Here is a 24,153-nt window from a genome sequence, read left to right as displayed (position 1 = left end):
CGATCACCTCGCAGGCGACGGACTAACCCGCCCAGGGCCGCACGACGAGCACCGCCCCCACCGCGACCAGCGCTGCGCCCACGACCCGCGTGGCGTCGATAGGCCGCACGTCCGCCAGCACGCCGTAGTGATCGAGCAGCAGCGAACCAACCAGCTGGCCGAGCACGATCAGGCAGATCAGTGAAGCCGCGCCGATCCGTGGCACCAGCACCGTCGCGCTCAGCACATAGACCGCCCCGATCACACCGCCGAGCCAGATCCAGCCCGGCTGCACGACGACGGTCGCGATCGACGGCCAGCGCGCGCGGGTAGCGATCAATGCCCCTGCCAGCACCAGCGTGCCGACCAGGAAGGACACGAACGAGGCGAACAGCGCCCCGCCGGTCACCTGGCCGAGCCGCGCATTGACCAGCGCCTGCAGCGGCAGCACCGCGCCGATCACGATCGCAACCGCGCCGCCGGCGAGCAGCCAGGGATTCACACAGGACCCCGCCGCATGCGTGCCGGCTCGTGCGCACGCAGACGCCATGACCGGTCACCCGGGCGCCTTGACTGGCTCATGTCCATGCTGCCGCGTGCTCACGGTCGGGCGCGACGGTGAAATCGATCTCCGGCCCCGCTGGCACCACGCCGGTGGGATTGATGTGTCGATGACTGCAGTAGTAGTGGCGCTTGATATGGTCCAAATCGACCGTCGGCGCCACTGCCGGATGCGCGTACAGCTCGCGCGTGTACGACCACAGCGCCGGATAGTCCACCAGTCGGCGGACATTGCACTTGAAGTGCCCGTGGTACACGGAATCGAAACGCAGCAGCGTGGTGAACAGCCGCCAGTCCGCCTCGGTCAGCCGGTCGCCGCACAGGAACATCTGTCGCGACAGCAGGTGCTCGAGCCAGTCGAGCGTTTCGAATACCTCGGCAACCGCAACGTCGTACGCCTCCTGGCTACGGGCGAACCCGGCGCGGTAGACACCGTTGTTGAGACCGGCGTAGATCCGTTCGTTGAGGCCGTCGATCTCCGCGACCAGTGCGGTGGGTGCGTAGTCTCCATCCAACGCGCCCACGGCATCGAATGCACTGTTGAACATGCGGATGATGTCGGCGGACTCGTTGCTGACGATCCGCGACGTCTGCCTGTCCCAGAGCACCGGTACGGTGACACGACCGCTATAAGCGGATTCGGAGCGCGCATAGAGCTGCCACAGGGCTTCGGCACCGTGGAGCGGATCCTGGATGACGCCCGGCGCCGGATCGAAGGTCCAGCCGTCGTCGCCCATCAACCAGTGGGTGACCGACAGGCCGATCTGCTCCTGCAGCCCCTTCAGTTCACGGAACAGGGTCGCACGATGCGCCCACGGGCAGGCCCACGCGACGTACAGGTGATAGCGCCCGGATTCGGCCTTGAAGCCACCCTCGCCAGTCGGCCCCGGAGCGCCATCGACGGTCACCCAGTTGCGAAACACCGACGAAGGGCGTTGCAACGCGCCCGACGCATCGACCAGCCTGTCGACATCGGACCGCCACTTGCCTTCCACCATCATGCCCATCGCGCTACACCATGTTGCCCGCCCGACCGCATCATCGGCCGACCGGCGTCAACGCGGTGTACGTCGGATGGAGATGCGCCCACGAGGGGAGCCGCAAGGAGGTAGTGTTTCGCCTCCGGCAGACCCTCCCCACGCTCAGCCGTCGCACCTCACGATACCCCTGCAGGAACCGGACGCGGGCCAAACGCCGACATGCTCTCCGTTCCGCAATCGCCGCAGGAGCGCGAACTCCCGCGGCGCAGCAGCGCAACGTCAGGGCTGGTAGCACTCGCCAGAGGGATCCACGTCGATCTGGATCAGGTCACCACCCGCGGCGCCCCTGCGACTCCACCTCGCGCACTTCCCGGTCCTGCGCCGAGGCCACGCCCGCCATCGCCAGCGCACAACCCAGGACCGCCCCCCGCATCCAAGACTTCTTTTCCATACCTTCCCCTTGTTTTCCCCACCGCCTGGATGACGGCAGTCTAATTATAGACAACAGCACGCAGCGTATCCCTCTCCCACTCCGCTATCGCGTCAGATGCGGTACGCGCGTCGAATGGCGGATCACGAAGTCGACTTTCCCCGGCGACTCCAACGCAACTCCGGAGGATTGATGCGCGCATCAATGCAATACCGATCATCAGCAGCAACCTTGTTAACGGACTCAATCTCTTCGGGCCAACGGGGCATCTTGCACGTACGCATGATCACCCAGCGGACCAGAGCCTGAAGAAAAAGAATCGGCCAAAGCAATGCCGTCGTGACCTTGGCAACCGGATTGGGGTGTCGATAATTCGACATGATCACTTCATAACCCGACCGGAAGGACTCTCGTTTTCCATCGACCGGCATCGCGGACTTCACGAAACGTGCGACTGCATCCGGCCCCTCGGCCATGTACCTGCGGAAGAACTCCCAGTGGGCGTGCAGAATAGCCAGCCCGCCTGCATCAACACCCTCGCTAGTTCCGAGAACGAACGTTTCGAGAACCGTTTCCCGATCTTCGGCGAGGACATGGGCATGAATCTCCCAAAAGCGGAAATAGCTGAAATCGTAGTCCAAGGTGAAATAAAGTTCGGCCCAGGGAACGCTCAGAACGCTGCCGTCTTTTCGAAAAACATGCACCATCTGGGTCTCACGATTAAGCCGGATAGGATAGTGACTGTATCCGATCCACTCATGCCGCGAAAAATATAGGAACCCTGCTGCTGCTGTTAGCAGCATGACGATTGCTCCAACCCCGACGGCAACACCCTCTGCAGGATAAGATTCGCCGGACATTTGACTGGCAAGAACAGTCCACGTCAAGACCGAAAACCAAATAAATACGACTACAGACGTAGCGACAAATAATGAAAGAAACCCCTTGCCTTGGAAAAACTTGTCGACCACTTCCAGGAAAGTGGAGTTCATTCGAATTACCGTCAAGTCGGGATACGGCTCGATATCCAGGCTCTTATTCTGATCCAGATGGTACTTTTTGTCCTGCGCTGTTAGTGGCCGGTTTATGGGGAAACTTTTCAACAGCCCTTTGTAGCCCGACATTACATCGCCCTCATGGCGGCCTGATATTCCTCTATTTCGACTGGATTGTTTGGATACTTCTGATCTTGCAGCCTGCCCCACAAACAGCGCTCAAGCCAATCATGCCCCGCAGTATCCGACCGCCACAAGATAAAAACCGAGGCGAGCATCAATACAATAAACGCAATCACCGCGACGAGAACCGCGCTAGCAAGAAGCGCAAATGCCAAAACAGTGCCTGCCACTCCTGATATAAGGTATGCACCAGCTACCGCGAAATTCTTTTCTCGATACTCAGACACAAACCTCAGGAAATCAAAGATCGCCGTAAAGACACTCGCCAATACACCGGCAACCTTACCGCCTATTCGCATATAGCGCCATAGCCGGACATGCTTCGCATACCGGGAGCTGATCTCCGCAAAACTTTCCAAAGCTATTCCGGATGCCTCGACCGCTGCTGCAACAGTACCGGTAGCAGCCACACCAAACCGGGTCCACGACTCCATCCGCTGATGGCGCATCCCGGTCGTGGCGTCTTTGTAGAGCTGGAAAAGCGCCAGAGACGTCAACAGGCTTGCACCAACGCCTGTACGTACGCTGGTATCCATCGCGGACCGCCAGTTGACCAGCTTTCCGTTCAGGAAGTCGCTGCGCCGCGCGTTCAACGTCTCGCGGGTGGTCAGCGTGCCATCCCGTCTCAGACCGACGAACCCCGTGTTGATCCGCTGGAAGCGGTTGACCCCGTAGATCTGCAGGCGGCGGAGCTCCGAGCGAACCGTACTGCTTCCCTGCCGGAAACCAAGTTCCCGCTGAAACGCCACCATTACGCCCCGTACGATTTCGTCGCTGGTGCCACTCACGGGAACCCAGTGCAATGGCTGGTTTGAGGCCATTCCCCAGGCGGCCAATCCATACAGCTTGGGCGCACTGTCAACCACCTTTGAAATGACCTTACCTGCCGGACCCAGGGTCTGCTTGACCAGAACGGCCATGAATGCGTTCAAGCTATCCGATCCGACGTGTTTCCCGGCCTCGTTATACAAGGCGAACAGCTTGTCCCACGGAAGGGTCGCCAGTTTCAGGTCGGTGGTCGACTCTGCTGCCTGCGCCAGTTGTTCGGCAATTCTCTCCTGGTTGAGCGCGAATGCCCGGAGCAGGAGGTTGTCCCGCTGGCAGGGGCTGCTTTCGAACCATTCCTGATACAGCGCTGCCTGCGGTTGCTTGTCGGCCGTGCCGGCGATGCATGAAAGCACAGCGCCCAGGTAACCGGCGCCACTTTGCATGTCCTCAGGATCGTAGTTGCACTGCAGATGTACCTGTAACGTGCTGCCCTTCAGCAAAGCGACGTGGGCATCCGCCAATGGCTTGATGACGTGTCGGTCCAAGGCCTGCAACTCGGCTTCATGCTGACGCTGCCAATTGCTCCGGCCGGATTCGTCGTACTTCTCCAGATAGCGGCCGGTTTCCCATGCGTTGGCTCGCACGCCGATCAGATCTTCTGGGGTCAGCTCCAGTTGTTGACCCGCCACCGTGCCTGTCCGCTGGGCGACATACGGATCGGTATGCGTCACGTTGTAGAACTCGACATCTTCGATTGCCTGCAACTGCGCCTGATGCTCCACATCTCCCCGCAGCTTCTGGATTGCAGCACTCGCTGCCAGTGGCCGGATGCGATCAGATTCATGCATGAACTCTTCCAGCCGCCAATCCATCAGTGCGGCCAACTCCGAGGTCACCCCTACCGGATCGTCCAGGGCCACCATCATTGGGGGTGGGTCCACCGGCGCCGGGTCGTCCGGATGGTTGCCCCAGAGAACCCCGGTAAATTCCCTGCGCGATCCTTTGCCAACGGAGTACGGCGAAAACTGGAACGCGGGGTGGACGACAACGCGAATCGACGCCAGCGTAGGGGTACCTGCCGTCACCAAGTTGCCCGCCCTTTGCGTGCTGTCCTGGAACACGGGGACGTCCTGGCAGACGACATACTCCGACACGCGCTCGATAGCGTCGACCAACTTACTGGTGTGGCTCTGTGAAGATTCGCCTTTGCTTTTAACCCAAGCAGATACATCGACGCACCGCATGTGTCTAGCGCGATAGTCGCTTGCCTCATGCTCCTTCTTGACCGCGGCCGTCCAGCGGGTATCGCTGAATGCCATCCAGACCCGGGTGGCGCGGTCCGCGTTGCGGATCTGGATGCACCTCGCCAACGACAATGGCGCAGTCCGGCTGCACATTGCCGGCATCGCCGGGCTCTCGCCAGCCAGAGGCCCGTCATCAATATCGAACCGGTGCAGCTGGGCCGCTTCGTCAACCTCGTACGCCGACCACTCGTTGTGGGCCTCGTCGTACACGTACAGATATCCGCCGCGTAGTCGGCGAAGGGTGTACGACGCCTTATTGGTTCCAAGCACCGGATACGCCGTCGCGCTGAACGTCTCTACGAGATCCGGCGCCCGCTCGGTGTCGGGCACGTCATCGCCAGACCACGCGACGGCGTAACGCACCGGCATGACTGGCAATCCGACCACAGTACAGACCGGGCAGCGGTGCGATGCACTGGCCCCTGATTGGGTTGATGATGTTGTCATGCGTGCTCCTCCATGTGCCCAGCGGCCGCGCTAATCCACCGCTCGATTCCGGAATCACCAAGATCTTTTAATCCCTCTGCCAACGTTCGACTTCGTTCAATGGCTGTCCGCAGCGCATCTGCGGCCACCGGATGTCTGATCCAGGCTTCGCCATGTCGCTCTGTCCTGGCGGCAAACAATGACAGGTCGGCATCCTCAGTCAGGCCACTGGATATCGCGCGGCAGAGGTGTTCATCGATCCGCTCTACAAGGCTCCGCAGCGGCTCCTCGAATGGTGGACGAATATCCAACGCCTTCAAGCTGCGATTGACCAGCGGCTGGCGGTCGAGTCGGGCCCATTGCTCTGCCGACAGCTTCAAGCGCTGCTCTCTAGGTTCAGATCGTCGGTCCAGCTGGTGCCACCGGGCGTCCCGGGGTTCATACCAGGCCCATACCCGGATGTGCCCCAAAAGACAAGCGACCTGTTCTGCATCCAACCACCAGGACAGGGCACTGAATATCCTCGGATCGTGGAAGCGCAGCCACACGTTCCGCCCATCAGGGATGGCAAGCACCATCCGGGATCCCAGTCTGGCAGCCAGTGCCTCGCTTTGCTCATCGCTGGCCAACAGCGCGCAGAACAAGGGTTGGCCGGTCTCCTTGATTTGCTCGTCGTTGCGTTCCAGCAACCGCACGATCCCATCATCGTCCGTCCGTGCAAGCGGGAGCAGTAGGGGACACAGATGGAGTTGTGCTTTGAACGCGGAATTCGACAGCGGCACGGTCCGCAAACCGGATGCACGGGCATCGGGTACCCGCAGCGGGTTGATCAATGCGAAGTCGAAGCCCCGGAGTTCGCGGTGCCCCAGATCATCGAGTCGTTCCAGCGTCATGAGCGACCCATGGGAACCGTCGCCGCACCTTCCATCTCGGCCTGCCTGGCGGTGTAGTCGCAGAACCTCGGCTCAGCCTCCCCGAACTGCGGCCCCTGCCCACTCACCCCCTGCGGACCCGTCAGCTCCTTTTTTGTTGCTTTGAACTCCACCACTCCGGGCGCACCCAGCTCGATGTTGCCGCCTTCGATCTTCAGGTACGCGCCCTGCGCGGTCATCAGGACGTGTTTGTTCGGTGCTGCAATCTCCACGTCGGCCTGGGTGCTCGCGATGGTGACCGTCATCTTCGCGGCCGCCTTGGCTTCGTTCTTGTGCGCACGCGCGCTGACCTTGCCCTGCGCGGCATGCAGAGTGACCCCGGTTTCCCGGTTGGGCTTGCCGGCCGGGGCGTCACTTCCCTGGGTGAATAGCGCGATGCCGCCGGCGACGGCAGTGACGTGGCTGGCCTGGCTCATCCAGCCGAGGTCGGTAGCGGCGACCATGGCGGTCTGCGTGCCTGAGACCCATGTCTGGTCGGAGGGTGTGAGGGCGGCTATGCCATCGGCACCGGCCACGAGCAGATGCGGCGCGCTCCAACCCGGTGCTTCGCCCTCGCCGCCGCCGATTGCTCCGGCTTCCCCGGTTGCAGGCGCACCGCCGTGCTGGGTGGCCGTGAGGTTGTCATGCAGGGTTTGCTGACGTTGCTGCACGGGAAGGTCTGGCGGGGCGTCAGGCAGGCCCGCCTGCTGGCCCACCGACGTCTCGACCAGCGTTGACGTGAGTTCCGCGTTGTCAGCCAGTTGCCCCAGCGCCTGTCGGGCCGTGAGCTGCTGGTGACCGGGTTCGCTGGTCAACAGCAGGCCGCTGCCGGCGCGCACCGCGCCACCGGCCTGCGTCGACAGTTCCGCGCCAAACCCGCGCTCGTGTTCGCGCACGTTGTCCTCGCCGCCCTTGAGGTGGCCAAGCGTCAACGCGGTCGCGTGCTGGGTGGTGGCGGCCTGTGTGCGTCCCTGCCCCGGTGTGTCGTCGAAACGCAGCTGCTGGTAGCCGCCGGTGCCGCCCTGACTGTCGGCCAGCGCCTGGGATTTGAACCCGGCGTAGACCGCGGCGTGCGCATTGCCCTCGAACCAGGCCGCCGCATTGGCGGTGGCGCCGCCGGCACCTGCGCCAGCCTGGTTGTGCGGTGCATCCGGCTGGCCACGGCCGTTGTACACGCTGCCTACGACTACCGGCCGATCGATGTCACCCTCGATGAACGCGACCAGCACTTCCTGGCCCTGCCGCGGCACTACCACTCCACCCCAGTTGTCGCCCGCCCAGGGCGTGGCGACGCGCACCCATGCCCATGCACCGTCGTCGCCCGGGGCGTTGTCGTCGCCGCCGGGATGGGCCAGGCGCGTGCTGGAGCTGCCACCGCGCTGCCACGGAAACTGCACCTTGATGCGGTGGTCGCGATCGGTGGTCAGCGGCGCGCCATCGCTGACGACGATGGCCACCTGCGTGCCATGGACCGTCGGCTTGGGATGCATGCGTTCGCCGCGTCCGTCAGACATGCGTGTCCGATAGGCGACGTCCGCCGGCTGCATGGAAAACGTGTTGCGATAGAAGTCGTTGGGCTCGACGGCAGTTGCACCTGCTGGCGACGCTGACCTCTCCAGGGGCGTCCCATTCGCGCTACCGCGCTGCGCCGGAACGGAGAGCAGTTCAAGCGCCACTGCATCCGCTTCACCGCCGCCCCCGAGTGGCTCGGGAAGCGGAATTCCCGGCAGCGCCACCGCACCCAGCGCCTGTTCAAGCGCATCGAATACCTCGGCGCCGAGATTGTTCCGCGCATCGTGCGTCACGCCGACACACAGATACGCTTCGTCGCCCACCTGCGGATGCTGGCTGACTGAGAAGCGACCGCCGGGTGCCATCCGGCGCCACGTCCCGGTGCCGGCACCGGCGCACGCGGCCGCGTGCATCGCCTCGAGCCGTCGGCTGGCGAGCCGCTGGCCGTGCGGGGCGTCGCACCATGCATAGGGTGCGGTGACATCCGCGTCTTCGATCACCACATCGGCATGCACCGTGTCGGCCATTGCGGACGCAGGCCGCAATCCCACGCTGCGGTAGTCCCAGCTGGCCCGCGCCAGCCGCGTCGGGTGCAGGCGTCGCGCCGGTGACCAGCGCTGCAGGCTGTCGGCCCGCTCGGTGGCATCGGCGCGGTGATAACGCACCGTGCCCAGTTCGGCGCAGGCCTCGTTGTGGTCGGCGATCACCATTACATGGCGGCCGAGGGTGTCGTCGCCCGGCGCACCTTCGTGTTCGAACCAGTAGAACAGTCCCTCGTCGGCGAGCAGCCGCTCGACGAACGCGAAGTCGCTCTCCTGGTATTGCGTCGTCAGGCTGCGCACCGGGTACACCGCGGCGTCCTGCAGATCCCACCGCCATGCGGGGGTGAGGGCTCCGGCCTCGGCGTAATCGGCAAAGACGTCCTCGAGGACCTGTACCAGCGTCCGGCCCTGGAACACGTAGCTGTCGACGCGCTGACGCAGGAAGGCAAGCCACGGCTCCACCCGCAGGCGATAGCGCGCCAGTCCGCCATTGCTGCCGAGCTGTTCGAACGCCGTCACATGGCCGTGGAACGGGCGCCGCACGGGTGAGTCCGCGCACAGCAGTTCGAGCAGGACCGGCTTGCCGAGCAAGGCATCCAGGTCCAGATGCGCGTCCACCGAAAGTGCGGTGATCTCGAAGCGGAACCCGCCCCCGCCAAGACGCTCCTCGCCGCGGAACGCTTCAGCCACCAGCACATCCGGGCCGAACGGTGTATGCAGGCGAAGCAGCCGGTCATGCTGCCCGGGAGCGGCGAGAAGCGCGGTTGTCAGCGTGGCGACGGCATCCATGTCGGTCTCCTGCCGGAAGGCATCCTGGCCGTCCGGTCCGCAGCGTGCGGGTGAATCAGGCGCTGATGCGTTCGAGCTTCAGCGACGGGGTCTCAGTGCAATGCAGGCGCCAGGTGCGGCTGGCCACCGACACCTCGATCTCGCGCACGTTGTTGACCAGTCGCGCGCCACCCTGGGCGGCTGGCTGGTTGCGGATGCGCCACGGCATCCGCGCGATCAATGCCGAAAGATCACGGGCATCGGCACGGGCCTCTGGAGCCGCGCGGTCGAGCAGGTCGACGACGTGCTCGGGGCGTACACGGTTCCAGCTGCAGATCGCGGAGGTCTCGCGGCCGGCACGGCCAAGCGAAAGGCTGTCGCAATGCGCCATCGCGGCGGCGCGGTCGAATCCGTAGAAATCCATCTCCATCTCCTTGTGGTCGTTCGTCCGTGTATCAGGCCACCCTGTATCTGAAATCGCCGTTGCGCCCGGCAGTGACCCTGATGCGGCTGATCTTACCGCCTTCGGCCATGCTTGCCAGTACCGTGTCCGCGATTTCGGGCAACAGGGTCCCATTGAGGATGTGGTCGACGTTGCGGGCCCCGGAGTCCACCTCGGTGCAACGCTGCAACACCGCATCCACCAGCCCATCATCCCAATCGAAGCTCGACTTGTGGTTGGCCAGCACGCGGTCGCGGATGCGCTGCAGCTTGAGGGCGATGATCGAGGCGAGCACGTCGTCGCTGATCGGGTAGTACGGCACCACCTTGAGCCTGCCCAGGAAGGCGGGCTTGAAGTGCTTCATCAGCACCGGACGCAGGGACTCCGCCAGCGCGTCGGCTGCCGGTATCTCTTCCGGAGGCTTGTTGAGGCAGGCCTGCATGATCTGCGGCGATCCGACGTTCGAGGTCAGGATGATCAGCGTGTTGCGGAAATCGATCTCGCGGCCTTCCGCATCGTCCATCGCGCCCTTGTCGAACACCTGGAAGAACATCTCCAGCACATCCGGGTGCGCCTTCTCCACCTCGTCGAGCAGTACCACGCTGTACGGATTGCGGCGCACCGCTTCTGTGAGTACCCCGCCCTCGCCATAGCCGACATAACCCGGCGGCGAGCCCTTGAGCCCGGAGACGCTGTGGGCCTCCTGGTACTCGCTCATGTTGATGGTGACCAGCTTCTTTTCGCCGCCGTAGAGGATGTCGGCCAGCGCCAGCGCGGTCTCGGTCTTGCCGACGCCGGAAGGGCCGACGAACAGGAACACGCCGCGAGGCTTGTCCGGATCCTCGAGGCGTGCGGTCGCGGTGCGCACGCGCTGGGCGATGGCATCGAGCGCATGATCCTGGCCGATCACCCGCTCGGCCAGCAGCGGTTTGAGGTTGCGCACGGTACGGATCTCGTCCTTGACCATGCGCCCGAGCGGAATCCCCGTCCATGCGGAGACGATCTCGGCCACCACGGTACCGTCCACCTGCAGCGGCACCATCGGCGACTCGCCCTGGAGTTCTCGCAGCTGCACGAGCAGGGTCTCGAGCTCGCTGGGGGGCTCCGCAGCGACGGTTTTCGACTTGCCGCGCCCTGCTTTGCGTCGCGTTGCAACGGCGACCCCGGCCTCCGCCTCCGCCACGTCGGGCTGCCTGACGTCGCCGACGTTCGTCTGTCCCTGGCGGGATTCGAGCCCGGCGCGCAGCACCTGGATCCGCCCGGCCAGTTCCTGCTCTTTCGTCAGGCGCGTCTCGAGTGTCCCGAGCTGTGTCCTCGCCTGTGACTGCGCGAGTTCGATCGCGGCGATGCGCTCGGCGTGCTCCCTGGCACCGCCTGCGGCTTCGCGCGACAGCGCGGTGAGTTCCGCATCCATGCGCTCGAGTTGACGCCGGGTGTCCTCGATGGCGGCCGGCGTCGCGCTCTGCCCCAGCGCCACCTTCGCGCATGCGGTATCGAGCACACCCACCGCCTTGTCCGGCAACTGCCGTCCGCTGATATAACGATGCGACAGCCGCACGGCTTCGGTCACCGCTTCGTCGAGCACGCGGATCCCGAAGTGCCGTTCCATCAGCGGCACGATCCCGCGCAGCATCGCCGCCGCGATCGGCTCGCTCGGTTCATCCACCTTGACCACCTGGAAGCGGCGCGCGAGTGCCGCGTCCTTCTCGAAGTACTTCTTGTATTCACTCCAGGTCGTCGCGGCGATGGTCCGCAATTCACCACGCGCCAGCGCCGGCTTGAGCAGGTTGGCGGCGTCGTTCTGCCCGGCGGCGCCCCCGGCGCCGATCATGGTGTGCGCCTCGTCGATGAACAGGATGATCGGGTGCGGGCTCTTCCGGACCTCATCGATCACGTTCTTCAGGCGGTTCTCGAACTCGCCCTTGACGCTGGCGCCGGCCTGCAGCAGGCCCATGTCGAGCACGTGCAGCTCCACGCCTTGCAGCACGGCCGGCACGTCGGCATCGGCGATGCGCAGTGCCAGGCCCTCGACCACGGCGGTCTTGCCGACGCCGGCCTCGCCGGTGAGGATGGGGTTGTTCTGCCTGCGCCGCAGCAGGATGTCCACCAGCTGGCGGATCTCGCCGTCGCGACCGATGACCGGGTCGATATGGCCATCGCGTGCGCGTTGGGTGAGGTTGGTGGTGAACTGGTCCAGCGCTGGCGTCTTCGACAGGCCACCATCCGCCGGTGGCGGCTCGCCTGCAGCGGCGTCGCCACCCGCATCCGTCGCGCCGGCAAAGCGCACGCCCTCGCCCGCCTCCTGCGAACCTTCGGTCAATGCTGCGAAGTTGTGCTTGAGTTCGTCCCGCTTGAAGCGCGCGAATTCCTTCGATCCGCGCATCGCGAGCTGCGACAGGCCCGGCTCGGTCAGCAGCGCCAGCAGCAGGTGTCCGCTGCGGATACGCGTGGTGCCTGAATCCAGCGACGCGATCAGCCACGCGTGCTCGAACAGCGTCGGCAGGTGCTGCGAGAACACCGGTGTACGGGTATTGCCGCTGCGGAACCGGCCGATCTCCGCCTCGAGATCGCGCTGCAGCGTATCCGGCGAGATCCCGCTGCCCCGGGCGATCAGTACGAAGTCGCACTGCGGGTGCTCGAGCAACGCGAGGAACAGATGTTCGAGATCGACTTCGTAATGTCCGCGCGCCATGCACAGGTTGGCGGCGCGTTCGGCGGCCTGCCGGCAGGTGGTGTCGAGTTTGCCGATCAGGGTCTTGAGGCTGATGCTCATGGGTGTGCGGTCCTTGCGCGACGCGTTCCGTGTCGTGAATGAAGTGGCTAGTGGACGGTATGGAGTTCGTAGCGGGTGTCATCCCGCGGTGCAGGCGCCGGCCGCGTGCACAGATAGCTGTCCCACCCCAGGCGCGTACCGTCGCCACCAAGACTCGTGCCGCGCACATCCTCGGCACGCAGCAGCAGGCAGACTTCGTACTCGAGCGCGGAGCCAAGCAGCAGCGTGAGCCACTTCGCCAGCGCAGCCGCGGCCGCGCCACCCGGCAGGAAGGCATCGAAGCGGCTGCGGTCCAATGGACCCAGGTGCACGCGCATGCGCAGGTCCCGCTGCCAGACGCGGTCGCCGGCGAGCGCCGTGGATCCGAGCCGGGCATTGCCCGACCCGAGCAGGGTGCGCTGCGCTGCCGGCACCCGGTACCAGGCACCGACGAACTGCTCCACGCGCACGGGTATCGCGAAGTAGTCGGCCAGGATCCTCTGCACGGTAACCGCCGACACCGGCCGCTGGCGGATCGCGCCGGCGTGATAGGCCACTGCCTGATCGAAGACGTCGCCTTCGCCGTCCACCATCCGTTCGCGCAACCCGGGAAGGCCGAGCCCCGCCAGCGACAGGACAAGCGGCAGGAAACGCTCGCGGCGGTCCAACTCGTATTGGAGTGCAAGCCGGTACTTCTTCCAGGCGCCGTAATGCAGCGCCACCATGCGGGTGGTGAAGATGTCCAGGAACGCGCGGGCAGCGCGGTCGCGCCGGTAGAGTTCGCGATCGGCCAGTGTTTCGGTGTAGTGCAGCGGCAGCGCCCCGGTGCTGCCGAGCAGGCCCATGAAGGCAGGCGTGAGATGGACCTGTCCAACCCTCGATCCGGCCAGTGCCTCGTCGACGGCTTCGCCGTCCTGAAGCTCGAGGCCCTCAAGGTCGTACACGGTCACGTCGCCAAGCTCGCTGGCCGGAAACCCCAATGACAGCGAGTTGCGGAAGCGCACCCTGAGGGGCAGCGCATCGCCCGCCCGGATCCCCTGGCGGTGGAACAGCTGTTCGAGGAGCCGCATCGCCTGGAAGAATCCGAAGCGGTGCGGATGCTCCGCCAGCTGCTGGATCAGACCAGCGTCGATTCGCCGCTGCGCGCGTCGCATCGCACCAGCTCCTCCCCGTTGCGGGCCGACAGCAGCACCAGGCGGGTGAAGCTGTTGGCGTGGACATACAGACCGAAGAAACGGTCCAGGACCTGGGCGAAGCCGGCGATGCCGCTGCCGACGAAGTCGTTCTCCTCGATGGTCAGCCGGATCTCGATACCACGTACCACCGACGCGAAATGGCGCCCCGGCATCCACTCGGTGGCGGCGACATGTTCGATGGCGACGATGCCATCGATCTGCCGCCGCGACACGTCGGTCGATGCGAGGTCATACAGCCGCAGCATCTCCTTGAGCGCAGGCAGGCCCGCCTGGGTCAGCGACAGATGGTTCAGCGACAGATGCGAAATCAGCCGCCATTGCGCACCCCGTCCACGGCGGAACCGCAACGGAGGCGATGGTTTTCGCAGCATCGCGATGCTGCGCACCGGCGCGCCGCCTTCCATGCTGAGATCTCCCCCGGTGACGCCGAACGTGAGCTGCGTGGGAAGGTCGCGATTGCTGCAGGTCAGTTCCACGCTGACCACGTCGGTTCGTGGCACGACCGGGTTGAAATCGAGATCGACGAAGGACAACTCGGTCTCGTAACCCGGGCTCACACGCTCGACGTCCTCATTGCGCTGCGACACCCAGTAGTGCCCGCTGCGCTCCGGGTCCTCGCCATGGTGGAGCGAGTAGAACGGCCGGAATTCCTGTATCTGTTCGCCCTGGGGCGTCTGCCTGATGCGGACCACCGATTCGATGGCGTGGACGTCATAGGCGAACGCACGCCGCGCGTCGGCGAGTACGGGGTAACTGTCGACACGCTGGGTGACGCGGATCGGTTCGCCACGTTGCCGGAACAGGTTGACGACCGGGGTGCAGCCGGCGAGCAGGTGATCGGACGAGAGACCTTCCAGCACGCGCGACGCGGCATGCTCGGGTCCCGCACCGCGCAACACCAGATGCACGGTGAAACGCCGGCTGGCTCCGGCGGTGACGTCGCGCAATGGCAGGTCGAAGAACCCGAATTTGTCCGGGAACGCGAAGAACTCGGTCAGCAGGCGGTACGCCGGGTGCGAACGCGCGGGAAAGTCAATCAGCGCGTCGCTCTCGTTGAAGCCTGTCGGCTGCAACGGGCTGTTCTCCAGTCGCCGCCAGCGTCCGTCGCCATCGGCTTCGACGTACGCACCCAGCACCTGCAGGGCGAGCGCATCGCGCAGCGCCGCGCGCAGTGACGGCTCGCCGTCGGCGAACAGACGCAGAATGGCGCCATCCAACTCGGCGAATGACACCTGCGCCGATGCGAGCTCGAAGCCCAGTGAAATCTGCGCGCCGCTTCCCTGCGGCAGGGTTACCGCCAGCGGCGCGTCCGCCACGCTGCGATAGCGTGCCGACACCAGCGACAACGGCAGCAGCTCGGCATCGAATGCGGTGCGGAACCTGCAGGGAACCCCGCGCACCGACCGCGACTGCAGCATGGTGCCGCGTGGAATGCGTACCGGGCCGCTGAGACGCGCCGCCCCCGGCCCGGCGTCGAATCGGGCGATCGAACACGACGGAAAGCTGCGCAGGTAATGCGGGTACATCACCTCCAGCAACGCGTCGGTGAATTCCGGATAGTCGTCGTCGATCTTCTTGGAGACGCGCGCACTCAGCAGCGCGAACGACTCGATCAGGCGCTCGACATGCGGGTCTTCGCTGCCCTCGGCGGACAACAGCAGGCGATTGGCGATCTTGGGATAGCGCTCGGCGAACTCCCGGCCATACCGGCGCAGGTAGCCGAGTTCGCGCTCGTAGAAGGGCAGCAGGTCCTGCACGGGTGTGCCCTCAGGCGGCCTGCCGACGCAGGCGGCTCACCGAATACTGCAGCGTGGTTGGCTGCAGCATGGCGTCGAAGCTCACCGGCTCGCGCGCCGGTTGCACGTCCAGCAGCGCGTGGATGGAGAAGTGCAGCCCGGTGCCGGCGCGGTTGCCGCTGTCGAGTTGCACCTGCACGTGATGGAGTCGACGCTCATGGCGGGCGATCGCCTGCTCGAGCGAACGGCAGATCGCAGCGCGGTCATAGGCGTTGGCGAGGCTCTTCGCCGCGAAGTCGCACAGCCCGTAGGTCATCAGCGAACGCTGGCATTCCGGAAACGCTGCCAGCGCATCTTCATCGAAGGCACAGCGGCTGTTGAGCAGACCTTCGAGATCGCGTGCGACCGATTCCTTGTACTGCTCGAGCGAGACTGGACGAACCACGCTTGCGACCGCGCTGCCGCGCGGCGAATCGTCAAAGAGCTTTTCCAGCAGGCTCGGCTCGAGTCCCTTCATGTTCCTGGCGTCCTGGCGCGGCAGTGCTGCGCGTATAACGGCCGTCGGCAGGCGACGGAGCGGGCGGGCGCATCCGTGGCCCGCGTGCAAATGCGGTGGCACCTTGCGGCGCCACCGCAAAACCACCGCGGGTTACGCGGTGTAGTTGGGCACGTTCTTGATGGCGCTCCACTGCGCCACCGTCTTGCCGCCAACCCCGCCTTCCGGCTTCTGCTGGTTGTAGGTCCAACGGATGGCACCGTAGCTCAACTGCACCACTTCCTGCGGCATGCCTTCGTCATCGACCGTGGTGGTCACGCGATGGACGAGGACGTTGAGCAGTTCGACGGCGTAGTAGTTGATGGCATTGCCATCCTTGTCGGCGCGCATGAACTCGATGCGGGCCTTGGGGAAGGTGGTGCCGTTGGCGCACGCCTGGTTGAGTGCGGTCGTGGAGAGGTCGATCGACTTGACGACTTCGATCGGCGACAGGTTGACGCGGGCGGCAGTGGAACCACCGGACGTCGATGCCGTGGCCGAACGCGGCTGGAGGAGGTCCTGTGAGAAGGACTTGATCTCGATCCAGTCGCGGTGCTTGTCGTCGCGGGACTCGCCCTTGATCGTGTCGATGCTGAGGAACGCGTGCTGCATACCTGGTTTCCTTTTTCCGTTCTTCCGTGAGTAGGACGCCGGGCGCGGGCCCGGCGCGTGGCTGGCCGCCGTCCATGGGCAGACGGCGACCAAGCTTCGGATCGGGATCTCCGTCCCTTGGCGCTAGAGACCGCTACGACTTCTTGGCGCTGGCCGGCAGTTCGGCCACCAGCCGCAGCGAAACCGACAGCTCGTCGAGCTGGAAATGCGGCCTGATGAAGGCCACCGCGCGGTAGACACCGGGCTTGCCCGGCACTTCCGAAACCTGGATGGATGCCTCGCGCAACGGATACTGTGCTTTGGCTTCCTGGCTCGCGTTGTCGTCCAGAAGCACGTACTGCGCGATCCAGCGGTTGAGGAACTCCTCGACATTGCCGACCGACGCGAAGCTGCCGATCTTCTCGCGCATCATCGCCTTGAGGTAATGGGCGATGCGCGAGACCGCGAAGATGTACTGCAGCTGCGCGGACAGGATCGCGTTGGCGTTGGCGGCGTCGGTGTTGTACTTCTTGGCCTTCTGCACGGACTGCGCACCGAAGAACGCCGCGTAGTCGGTGTTCTTGCAGTGCACCAGCGGGATGAAGCCAAGGTCGCTGAGCTCCTTCTCGCGGCGGTCCGTAATGGCGATCTCGGTCGGGCACTTCAACGCAACCTCGCCGTCGTCGGTACGGAAGGTGTGCGTCGGCAGGTCCTCGACCAGGCCGCCGCCTTCAACGCCGCGGATCGCCGCGCACCAGCCGTAATCCTCGAACGCGCGTGTCAGCCGTGCACCCATTGCATAGGCGGTGTTGCACCACAGGTACTTGCTGTGGTCGCTGGCCTCGACTTCCTCGACGAAGTTGAAGCCCTCGACGGTGGTGCCGTCCTTCGGGTTGTACGGCAGCCGGCCAAGGAAGCGTGGCAGTGTCAGGCCGACGTAGCGGCTGTCCTCGGCATCGCGGAAGGACTTCCACTTGGCGTATTCGACGGTGTCGAAGATCTTCGCGAGGTCGCGCGGCTTGCCGAGGTCGGTGAAGCTTTCCAGCCCGAACATGTCTTCCGACGCCGAGCTGATGAACGGCGCGTGCGCCGCGGCGGCGACGTGGGACATCTGCTCGATGAAGTACATGTCCTCCGGCTGCCGGCCGATCGCGTAGTCGCCGATCAGCGCGCCGAACGGCGCGCCACCGAAGGTGCCGAATTCCTCTTCGTAGACCTTCTTGAACAGCGCGCTCTGGTCGAAGTCGATCGCCGACTTGAAGTCGCGAACGATGTCCTTCTTCGGTGCATTGAGCACCTTGACCTTGATCATCGGGCCGGTGGACGTCTGCTGGCACAGGTAGTGCAGGCCGCGCCAGGTGCTCTCCAGCTGCTGGAATTCCGGCGCATGCATCACCGCCGACAGCTGCTCGGAGATCATGCGATCAAGCTCGGCGACGCGCGCATCCAGGGTCAGGCTGAGGTTCTCGGACACCACCACGGTGCCGTCCATGACCTCGCGCGCGAGTTCCGAGATGATGTCCTTGGCCCGCCGGTGTTCGACGTCGGTCCTGGCGACCTTGCTCTGCTCGACGATCTGGTCAAGCAGCCCGGCGGCCTCGGTGGCGGGCGCCACGGACGCGGCCAGTGCCTCTGCGTTCATGCGTCCTGCTCCTGCGGGTTCTCGGCACCCAGACGGGCCAGCTGCTCGGTGTTGTTGAGCACGTCGGTAAGGATGTCCTCGAGCTTCTCGTTGCCGGCCAGCTTGTTGCGCAGGTCGGCGAGCTTGGAGCGCGATTCGAGCAGCCGGCGCAACGGTTCGACCTGCTGTACCACGGCTTCGGGCCGGAAATCATCGATCGATTTGAAGGTCAGCTCGACGGCAAACTCGCCGCCCTCGTCGCTGATGCGGTTCTGAACCCGGTAGGTCGCGCGCGGCGCCACCCCCTCCATCACCTCGTCGAAGTTGTCGAGGTCGACGTTGACGAACTTGCGATCCTTCAATCGCGGCAGCGGCTGTTCGGGATTGCCGCTGAAATCGCCCAGCACGCCGACCACGAACGGCAGTTCCTTCTGCTCGATGGCGTCGCCCTTCTCGACGTCGTAGGTGAGCTGGACACGCGGGGGCCGGATCTTCTGCAGCCGCTTCTGGACACTATCCTTCTTGGACATGATTCGTCTCCTGACGATGTGATGAGGCGGTGGCTGCGGTCAGTTTCCGCCGATGTTCTTGAACGGGTCGGCGCCGCTGCGCGGTGCCGGTGCGGGCGTCGCGGGTGCGCGTTCCTCCTGCGCCGGCGCGCTCGCGGCAGGCTGGCTTCGCGGCGTACGTGCGGTGCGGCGCGATGCCCGCGCAGGCTCCGGCTCGGCGAGGATCGCCGGACCCATGGTTTCGCGCAGCGTATTGGCGAGGGTTTCGGCTTCGCGACGCGCGGTTTCCGACGCCAGTGCACCGCGGCCCTGCAGCCGCTGCAGGGAATGGTTGGCGATACGGAAGCCGCTTACGGTGAGGATGCCGTCGGCAACGATGTCGTCCGGATCACGCTGCATCGCCTCTTCGGCAGCAACAATCGCACGTGCGTAATGGGTGCGATCGAACTCGAGCTGCGCGATGCGCACCCAGGGTTCCTTCTGCGTGGGATCCGCGCCCGCGGCATCGCGGAACGCGATCAGTGCGCTGTCGACCTGCCCCGCCCGCACCGAATTCTCGGCCTGGTCGATCAGGACCGCATAGTCGGGAGTGTTCCTGTTTGCCGGGGTCGAGGCACAGGCGCCAAGCAGCGCCGCCAGCACGACCACGGACAGGCCGCGCACGGCCCGGTTACCGTTCCATCTCGTCATCATGACCGTCCCAAATCAATCCTGATTCTTTCCTTGTGCACGCACGTCCCGTGCGCCACGTGGTGCCAGCCGTTGCCCGGCCCGCTCCTTCTCCCCACCCGGGGAGCCGGTATAGTAGCCCGCAGACCGCGCGTCAATGCAAGCACAGATTTCGCTCGATAGACGCCGCCGACACGCCCCGGGGCGGCTGGACGGGACCCGACAACGGATGACGGAACCTCGTATGGATACGAACCCGCGCGCACGGCTTGCGCCCTCTCCCCATTCATCGCCACGGCTGCGCACGGCGCTGGCTGCGCTGCTGATCGTGTGCGGAATCCCGGCCTGCAGCAGCGGTGGCGGCATCGTCGATCGCACCCTGCAGACGGTGGGACTGCGCGATGCCGCGCCGGAGGCCCCGCAGGTGGTCGCCGTCGAGCTGATGGCCGGCAACAACCTCAACGCCGGCACTGGAACGCGCGGCCTCGCCCTGGTGGTGAAGACCTACCAGCTCCGTGATGGGCGCCGTTTCGAGCAGGCGCCATTCGAGGCCTTCCTCGACGAAAGCCGTGAGCGCGCCGCGCTCGGCGACGACATGGTGGCGGTGAACGAGGTGGTGCTTGCGCCCGGGCAGCGACAGGTCGTGCAGGAGCGCCTGGGCGACGGGGCCACGGTGCTCGGCGTGGTCGCACTGTTCCAGGCGCCAGCCGCCAACCGCTGGCGGCTGGCCTTCAGCCCCCGCGATCCGGCGGCGCGTGACGGTGGCATCCGCATCGGCCTGCACGCCTGCGCCATGACCACGTCGAGCACGGCTCTCTCGACCCGGTTGCCGGGTGACGCCTCCAGCCTCGCGTCGGTGCGCTGCCAGCCGGCGGGACGCTGACCGGGATTGCCGGCCCTCCACGGGCTCGCTACTCTGCAACCGGCGCCGAGCGCGCCACCATGCATGCGTCCGGCATGCCGCACCGAAGGAACGGCGCGAAGACGCATGGAGTTTCACCCCGCCAAAGGATTGCCGCGTGTCGCATGTCAGCCGGATGTCGAAGGTGTTCTGGGGCGAGGGCCTGTTCCTTCGGCCACAGCATTTCCAGCGCCAGGACGCCTATCACGAAGCCCGCATCCACGATCTCGCGCGCAGCCTGCATCCGTATCCATGGGGTGTGCGCCGGCTGAAGTTCGATGCACAGAGCCTCGCCAACGGCAGCGTGCGCGCGCTCGAACTCTCGGCGATCTTCGCCGACGGTGAAACCTATGACGCGCCTGCGCACGACCAGCTGCCCGATGCACTGTCGCTCTCGGGGCTGCCGGCCGGCGTGCAATCGACGACCGTCCATCTCGCGCTGCCGCTGCTGCGCGATCACGGTGGCAACTGCGGCAATGGTCAGGACGACGCCACGGCACGCTCACCGCGCTACCGGCAGGCGGACCTTGCCACCCCGGACCTCTACACCGACGCCGCCTCCGCCGAACTTGCCTATCTGCACAAAGCGGTGCGCCTGTTGACGGATGACCAGCCACGAGACGCCTACACCACGCTGCCGGTGGCCCGCGTCCGGCGCACGGCGACCGGTGGTTTCGAATTCGACGACGCCTTCATGCCTTCCGCGCTGCACGTACAGGCGTGCGCGCCGCTCAACCTGCAACTCCGGCAGCTGCTGGATGCGCTGCAGGCTAAGGTGGACGCGCTGTATGGCCTGCATCGCGAACCGTCGCAGAACATCATCGAGTTCCGGTCGGGTGACATCGCGTCCTTCTGGCTGCTGCATACGGCGTCGTCGGCGTACGCCGCGCTCTCGCACCTGTTCCGCAACGGCGACTTCCATCCGGAACGCCTGCACCAGGAGCTGCTGCGCCTCGCCGGTGCGTTGCTGACGTTCACCAAGGCCTACGGGCTGGCCGACCTGCCCCATTACGACCATGCTCATCCCGAAGACGGCTTCGAGCGCCTGTTCGGGATCATCCGTGAGCTGCTCGACACGGTGATCTCGGCGCGCTACTTCCAGATCGCGCTGTCGGAAGTGAAGCCATCGTTCCACCTGGGCCGCATCGACTCCCAACGCATCGATGACCATTCCGCGTTCTATCTCGGCGTGGGTGCCGATATGCCCGGCCAGGAACTCGTGCAGACGGTACCGGTACGCTTCAAGGTGGGCGCACCGGACGACGTCGAGAAGTGCGTGCTGTCCGCGCTGCCCGGCGTGAGGCTGGTGCACGCTGCGCAGGTGCCGGCGGCAATCCCGGTCAGGCCCGGCAGCCACTACTTCAGCGTGGAGGCACGGGGCCCGCTGTATGAGCGGATGCTCAAGGCGCAGTCGATGATGATCTATGTGCCTGCCGGCATCCAGGACCTCAAGCTCGAACTGATCGCGGTGGCGCCATGAGCACGCTTCCTCCTGTTCCCGGCGCGATGCCTTCGCTGACGCCGCAGCATGCGGCGCCCCCGACCACGGCCGCGGCAACGCCACGCAGCCTGCTCGACCTGATGTCGGACGGTTTCTACCTGCTGGTGCTGCTCAAGCGTGGGCAGCTGCCGCATGACACCGAGGCCTTCGTGCAGTCGATCCAGCGCTTCCTCGCCCAGGTGGAACGCGGCGCGGCCCGGCTTGGCATCGCCTCGGAAGATATCTATGCCGCCAAGTACGCGTTCTGCGCCGCGATCGATGAGGCGGTGCTGTCGCAGGCGTCGGCATTGCGCGACACCTGGGAACTCAATCCCCTGCAGTTGCGGCTCTTCGGCGAGCACCTGGCGGGCGAGCACTTCTTCGACCGGCTGGACGAACTGCGCGCGCAGGGCGCGCCGCGGCTTCCGTCGCTGGAGGTCTACCACTACTGCCTGCTGCTCGGCTTCGAGGGCAAGTACCGGCTGGAAGGCCCGGAGAAACTGGGCTACCTCACCGCGCGGCTCGGCGACGAGATCGTCTACCTCAAGGGCAAGCGCACCGGCTTCGCGCCGCACTGGCCGCCGCCGGACAACGTACGCCATGCGCTGCGTCGTGTGGTCCCGCTCTGGGCGCCGGCGGTGGTCGTCGCCTGTTTCGGTCTGATCGGCTACTTCGGGCTGCACGCATGGACCGGCCAGCAGACCGAAGAGCGCCTTGCCGCATACAACCAGGTCGTGCAGATGCCCGAACGCACGGCCCATATCACCATCACCCTGCCGTGAGCCCCATATGGACATGCCCGCTCTGGCCCGGAACGCGCTTGCCGCGCTCTCGGTACCTTCGCAACGCGCCCGCCTGATCCAGCTGGGTGCGTCCCGGCCGGGCGTGCCGGTCGACGGCCTGGTTGTCGAGCGCTTCCATGGATCGGAAGCCGTATGCGCGCCATTCCGCTTCGAGGTCGACGTGCTGTCGACCTCGGCGTTCGTCGACTCCGGCCAACTGCTCGGGGAGACACTTTCGCTGCATCTGCGACGCGCCGACGGAGGCATGCGCGACTGGCATGGCCTGTGTGCGGAGGTCGCGCCGCTGGGCGGCGACGGTGGCCTGGCACGATACCGGCTGACCCTCGCACCGTGGACGGAGTGGCTGCGCCATCGCCGCGATGCGCGCATTTTCCAGGACATGGATGTACGCGGGGTGGTCGAGACCATGCTCGGTGACGTCGGGCGCGCAACGTGGCGCTTTGATGTCACCCGCAGGCTTCCGGTGCATGCGATCACGACGCAGTACCGTGAGACCGACTGGGATTTCCTCACCCGCCTGCTCGCGGAGTCCGGCCTCGCCTGGCGCTACGAACACACGCAGCGCGGCGTCGGGGCGGGCGCGGACGATAGTGACCCCGGGCATACGCTGGTGATCTTCGATGCCGATGCGGAGCTGCCGTCGCCGGTGCGGCTGCGCTTCCATCGTGCGGATGCGAGCGAAGCCGAGGATTCGATCACGGCGTTGGGCGAACGGCGCGAACTGGTGCCCAACCGCAGCGTGGCCAGCAGCTGGCACAGCGAACGCGTGGAGGCAGTCAATGGGGAGGCTTCTGCCACCCATAACGACGCGATCCCCGCACTCGAGGTCTTCGTGCAACCCCGCGCCGGCCGCTTCAACGACCCGGCGCATGCCAGCGATGAGGCGACATTCCGCCTCGACGCCGCGCGCCTGCGTGGCTGGCGGCTGGACGGGGCCGGCACCGCGCGAGCACTCGCGGCCGGCCATCCGATCACGATTGCCCAGCATCCGCGACACGAAGGCGCCACGCTGATACCGCTGGCAGTCGAGCATGTCGGCACCAACAACCTCGGTGCGGGCATCACCGCCCTGCTCGCGCAGCCCGATCTCGAACAGGGAAGCTACCGCAACCGTTTCGTCGCCGCGCCGATGGAGGTGCCCTTGGCCCCGCTGCCGGCTGACCAGCCGCGTGTCCATGGTCCGCAGACCGCACGGGTAGTCGGTCTGCCCGATGCCGCAGTGACCCCGAATCGCGACCACCAGGTGCGCATCCAGTTCGCCTGGCAACGCGGCGAACGCCCAAACCCCGGGGGCCTGTCCGCAGCGTCACACGCCCCCGGTGACCACACTTCGGGAACCTGGGTGCCCGTGGCTGAATGGCTGGCCGGCCCCAACTGGGGCAGCCATTTCCTCCCGCGTGTCGGTGCCGAAGTGCTGGTGGAGTTCCTGCACGGCGACATCGACCAGCCGCGCATCACCGGCCAGCTCTACAACGGCGATGTCGCACCACCGTTTGCAGCCGGCATCGATGGCGGGGCCAACCATCCGGGCACACTGAGCGGCCTGCATACGCGGGGTC

The 24,153-nt window shown here is 65.5% G+C and carries 19 protein-coding genes; 4 read left to right on the top strand and 15 right to left on the bottom strand.

Annotation, left to right across the window (positions count from 1 at the left end):
* Positions 1-22 precede the first annotated feature (22 nt).
* The 15 genes from LDO11_RS07185 to LDO11_RS07115 form a co-directional block, all read right to left on the bottom strand.
* Positions 23-481, bottom strand: coding sequence for a DMT family transporter (locus LDO11_RS07185; protein WP_232140937.1), 459 nt, complete (start codon positions 479-481; stop codon positions 23-25).
* A 76-nt stretch (positions 482-557) separates the two neighbouring features.
* Positions 558-1,547, bottom strand: a complete 990-nt coding sequence (locus tag LDO11_RS07180) for a glutathione S-transferase family protein (RefSeq protein WP_232140936.1) — start codon at positions 1,545-1,547, stop codon at positions 558-560.
* A gap of 546 nt (positions 1,548-2,093) precedes the next feature.
* Positions 2,094-3,074 carry a DUF6708 domain-containing protein gene (locus tag LDO11_RS07175; RefSeq protein WP_232140935.1) on the bottom strand — a complete coding sequence of 327 codons (981 nt, stop codon included), beginning with the start codon at positions 3,072-3,074 and terminating at the stop codon, positions 2,094-2,096.
* Complete coding sequence (locus tag LDO11_RS07170) at positions 3,074-5,647, bottom strand: T6SS effector BTH_I2691 family protein (protein WP_232140934.1); 2,574 nt, start codon at positions 5,645-5,647, stop codon at positions 3,074-3,076. The genes LDO11_RS07175 and LDO11_RS07170 overlap by 1 nt, the downstream gene beginning before the upstream one ends.
* Entirely contained in the window at positions 5,644-6,519 is an 876-nt protein-coding gene (locus LDO11_RS07165; RefSeq protein WP_232140933.1) for a DUF4123 domain-containing protein, read from the bottom strand. Before LDO11_RS07165 ends, LDO11_RS07170 begins: the two co-directional genes overlap by 4 nt.
* Positions 6,516-9,380: a type VI secretion system Vgr family protein gene (locus tag LDO11_RS07160; RefSeq protein ID WP_232140932.1), complete on the bottom strand. Its 2,865-nt coding sequence runs from the start codon at positions 9,378-9,380 to the stop codon at positions 6,516-6,518. The genes LDO11_RS07165 and LDO11_RS07160 overlap by 4 nt, the downstream gene beginning before the upstream one ends.
* 55 nt (positions 9,381-9,435) lie before the next feature.
* Positions 9,436-9,783, bottom strand: coding sequence for a hypothetical protein (locus LDO11_RS07155; RefSeq protein WP_129136105.1), 348 nt, complete (start codon positions 9,781-9,783; stop codon positions 9,436-9,438).
* 31 nt (positions 9,784-9,814) lie between these two features.
* Positions 9,815-12,574, bottom strand: coding sequence for a type VI secretion system ATPase TssH (gene tssH / locus LDO11_RS07150; protein ID WP_232140931.1), 2,760 nt, complete (start codon positions 12,572-12,574; stop codon positions 9,815-9,817).
* 47 nt (positions 12,575-12,621) lie between these two features.
* Positions 12,622-13,707, bottom strand: a complete 1,086-nt coding sequence (gene tssG / locus LDO11_RS07145; protein ID WP_232140930.1) for a type VI secretion system baseplate subunit TssG — start codon at positions 13,705-13,707, stop codon at positions 12,622-12,624.
* Entirely contained in the window at positions 13,671-15,506 is a 1,836-nt protein-coding gene (gene tssF, locus LDO11_RS07140; RefSeq protein ID WP_232140929.1) for a type VI secretion system baseplate subunit TssF, read from the bottom strand. The genes tssG and tssF overlap by 37 nt, the downstream gene beginning before the upstream one ends.
* Before the next feature lie 10 nt (positions 15,507-15,516).
* Positions 15,517-16,002 (bottom strand): type VI secretion system baseplate subunit TssE, encoded by a 486-nt coding sequence (tssE, locus tag LDO11_RS07135; RefSeq protein WP_232140928.1) that lies wholly within the window; start codon positions 16,000-16,002, stop codon positions 15,517-15,519.
* A gap of 132 nt (positions 16,003-16,134) precedes the next feature.
* The gene (locus LDO11_RS07130; RefSeq protein WP_100322450.1) at positions 16,135-16,632 is read right to left on the bottom strand and encodes an Hcp family type VI secretion system effector; all 498 of its coding nucleotides are present in this window, start codon (positions 16,630-16,632) and stop codon (positions 16,135-16,137) included.
* A gap of 133 nt (positions 16,633-16,765) precedes the next feature.
* Positions 16,766-18,253 carry a type VI secretion system contractile sheath large subunit gene (tssC, locus tag LDO11_RS07125; RefSeq protein WP_232140927.1) on the bottom strand — a complete coding sequence of 496 codons (1,488 nt, stop codon included), beginning with the start codon at positions 18,251-18,253 and terminating at the stop codon, positions 16,766-16,768.
* The gene (gene tssB, locus LDO11_RS07120; RefSeq protein WP_232140926.1) at positions 18,250-18,762 is read right to left on the bottom strand and encodes a type VI secretion system contractile sheath small subunit; all 513 of its coding nucleotides are present in this window, start codon (positions 18,760-18,762) and stop codon (positions 18,250-18,252) included. The genes tssC and tssB overlap by 4 nt, the downstream gene beginning before the upstream one ends.
* A 39-nt stretch (positions 18,763-18,801) precedes the next feature.
* Complete coding sequence (locus tag LDO11_RS07115; protein ID WP_232140925.1) at positions 18,802-19,404, bottom strand: tetratricopeptide repeat protein; 603 nt, start codon at positions 19,402-19,404, stop codon at positions 18,802-18,804.
* Positions 19,405-19,654: 250 nt separating this feature from the next.
* On the opposite strand from LDO11_RS07115, the gene tssJ reads away from it, so the two are divergent.
* The 4 genes from tssJ to LDO11_RS07095 form a co-directional block, all read left to right on the top strand.
* Positions 19,655-20,293 carry a type VI secretion system lipoprotein TssJ gene (gene tssJ / locus LDO11_RS07110; RefSeq protein WP_129136113.1) on the top strand — a complete coding sequence of 213 codons (639 nt, stop codon included), beginning with the start codon at positions 19,655-19,657 and terminating at the stop codon, positions 20,291-20,293.
* 154 nt (positions 20,294-20,447) lie between these two features.
* Positions 20,448-21,791 carry a type VI secretion system baseplate subunit TssK gene (gene tssK / locus LDO11_RS07105; protein ID WP_129137290.1) on the top strand — a complete coding sequence of 448 codons (1,344 nt, stop codon included), beginning with the start codon at positions 20,448-20,450 and terminating at the stop codon, positions 21,789-21,791.
* Positions 21,788-22,573, top strand: a complete 786-nt coding sequence (gene icmH, locus LDO11_RS07100) for a type IVB secretion system protein IcmH/DotU (RefSeq protein ID WP_129136114.1) — start codon at positions 21,788-21,790, stop codon at positions 22,571-22,573. Before tssK ends, icmH begins: the two co-directional genes overlap by 4 nt.
* A gap of 7 nt (positions 22,574-22,580) precedes the next feature.
* Positions 22,581-24,153: type VI secretion system Vgr family protein (locus LDO11_RS07095; RefSeq protein WP_232140923.1), on the top strand; the 1,573-nt coding region annotated here is incomplete at its 3' end.

The sequence above is a fragment of the Alterluteimonas muca genome (assembly GCF_021191595.1).
Taxonomy (GTDB): domain Bacteria; phylum Pseudomonadota; class Gammaproteobacteria; order Xanthomonadales; family Xanthomonadaceae; genus Luteimonas; species Luteimonas muca.
This window is presented reverse-complemented; position numbering and strand designations above follow the sequence as displayed.

Bases quoted from the DNA above. Each gene is read 5' to 3' on its own strand.
- LDO11_RS07180 (WP_232140936.1), bottom strand. From the start codon at position 1,547: ATGGGCATGATGGTGGAAGGCAAGTGGCGGTCCGATGTCGACAGGCTG.
- LDO11_RS07175 (WP_232140935.1), bottom strand. From the start codon at position 3,074: ATGTCGGGCTACAAAGGGCTGTTGAAAAGTTTCCCCATAAACCGGCCA.
- LDO11_RS07170 (WP_232140934.1), bottom strand. From the start codon at position 5,647: ATGACAACATCATCAACCCAATCAGGGGCCAGTGCATCGCACCGCTGC.
- LDO11_RS07165 (WP_232140933.1), bottom strand. From the start codon at position 6,519: ATGACGCTGGAACGACTCGATGATCTGGGGCACCGCGAACTCCGGGGC.
- LDO11_RS07160 (WP_232140932.1), bottom strand. From the start codon at position 9,380: ATGGATGCCGTCGCCACGCTGACAACCGCGCTTCTCGCCGCTCCCGGG.
- LDO11_RS07155 (WP_129136105.1), bottom strand. From the start codon at position 9,783: ATGGATTTCTACGGATTCGACCGCGCCGCCGCGATGGCGCATTGCGAC.
- tssH (WP_232140931.1), bottom strand. From the start codon at position 12,574: ATGAGCATCAGCCTCAAGACCCTGATCGGCAAACTCGACACCACCTGC.
- tssG (WP_232140930.1), bottom strand. From the start codon at position 13,707: ATGCGACGCGCGCAGCGGCGAATCGACGCTGGTCTGATCCAGCAGCTG.
- tssE (WP_232140928.1), bottom strand. From the start codon at position 16,002: ATGAAGGGACTCGAGCCGAGCCTGCTGGAAAAGCTCTTTGACGATTCG.
- LDO11_RS07130 (WP_100322450.1), bottom strand. From the start codon at position 16,632: ATGCAGCACGCGTTCCTCAGCATCGACACGATCAAGGGCGAGTCCCGC.
- tssC (WP_232140927.1), bottom strand. From the start codon at position 18,253: ATGAACGCAGAGGCACTGGCCGCGTCCGTGGCGCCCGCCACCGAGGCC.
- tssB (WP_232140926.1), bottom strand. From the start codon at position 18,762: ATGTCCAAGAAGGATAGTGTCCAGAAGCGGCTGCAGAAGATCCGGCCC.
- tssJ (WP_129136113.1), top strand. From the start codon at position 19,655: ATGGATACGAACCCGCGCGCACGGCTTGCGCCCTCTCCCCATTCATCG.
- tssK (WP_129137290.1), top strand. From the start codon at position 20,448: ATGTCGAAGGTGTTCTGGGGCGAGGGCCTGTTCCTTCGGCCACAGCAT.
- icmH (WP_129136114.1), top strand. From the start codon at position 21,788: ATGAGCACGCTTCCTCCTGTTCCCGGCGCGATGCCTTCGCTGACGCCG.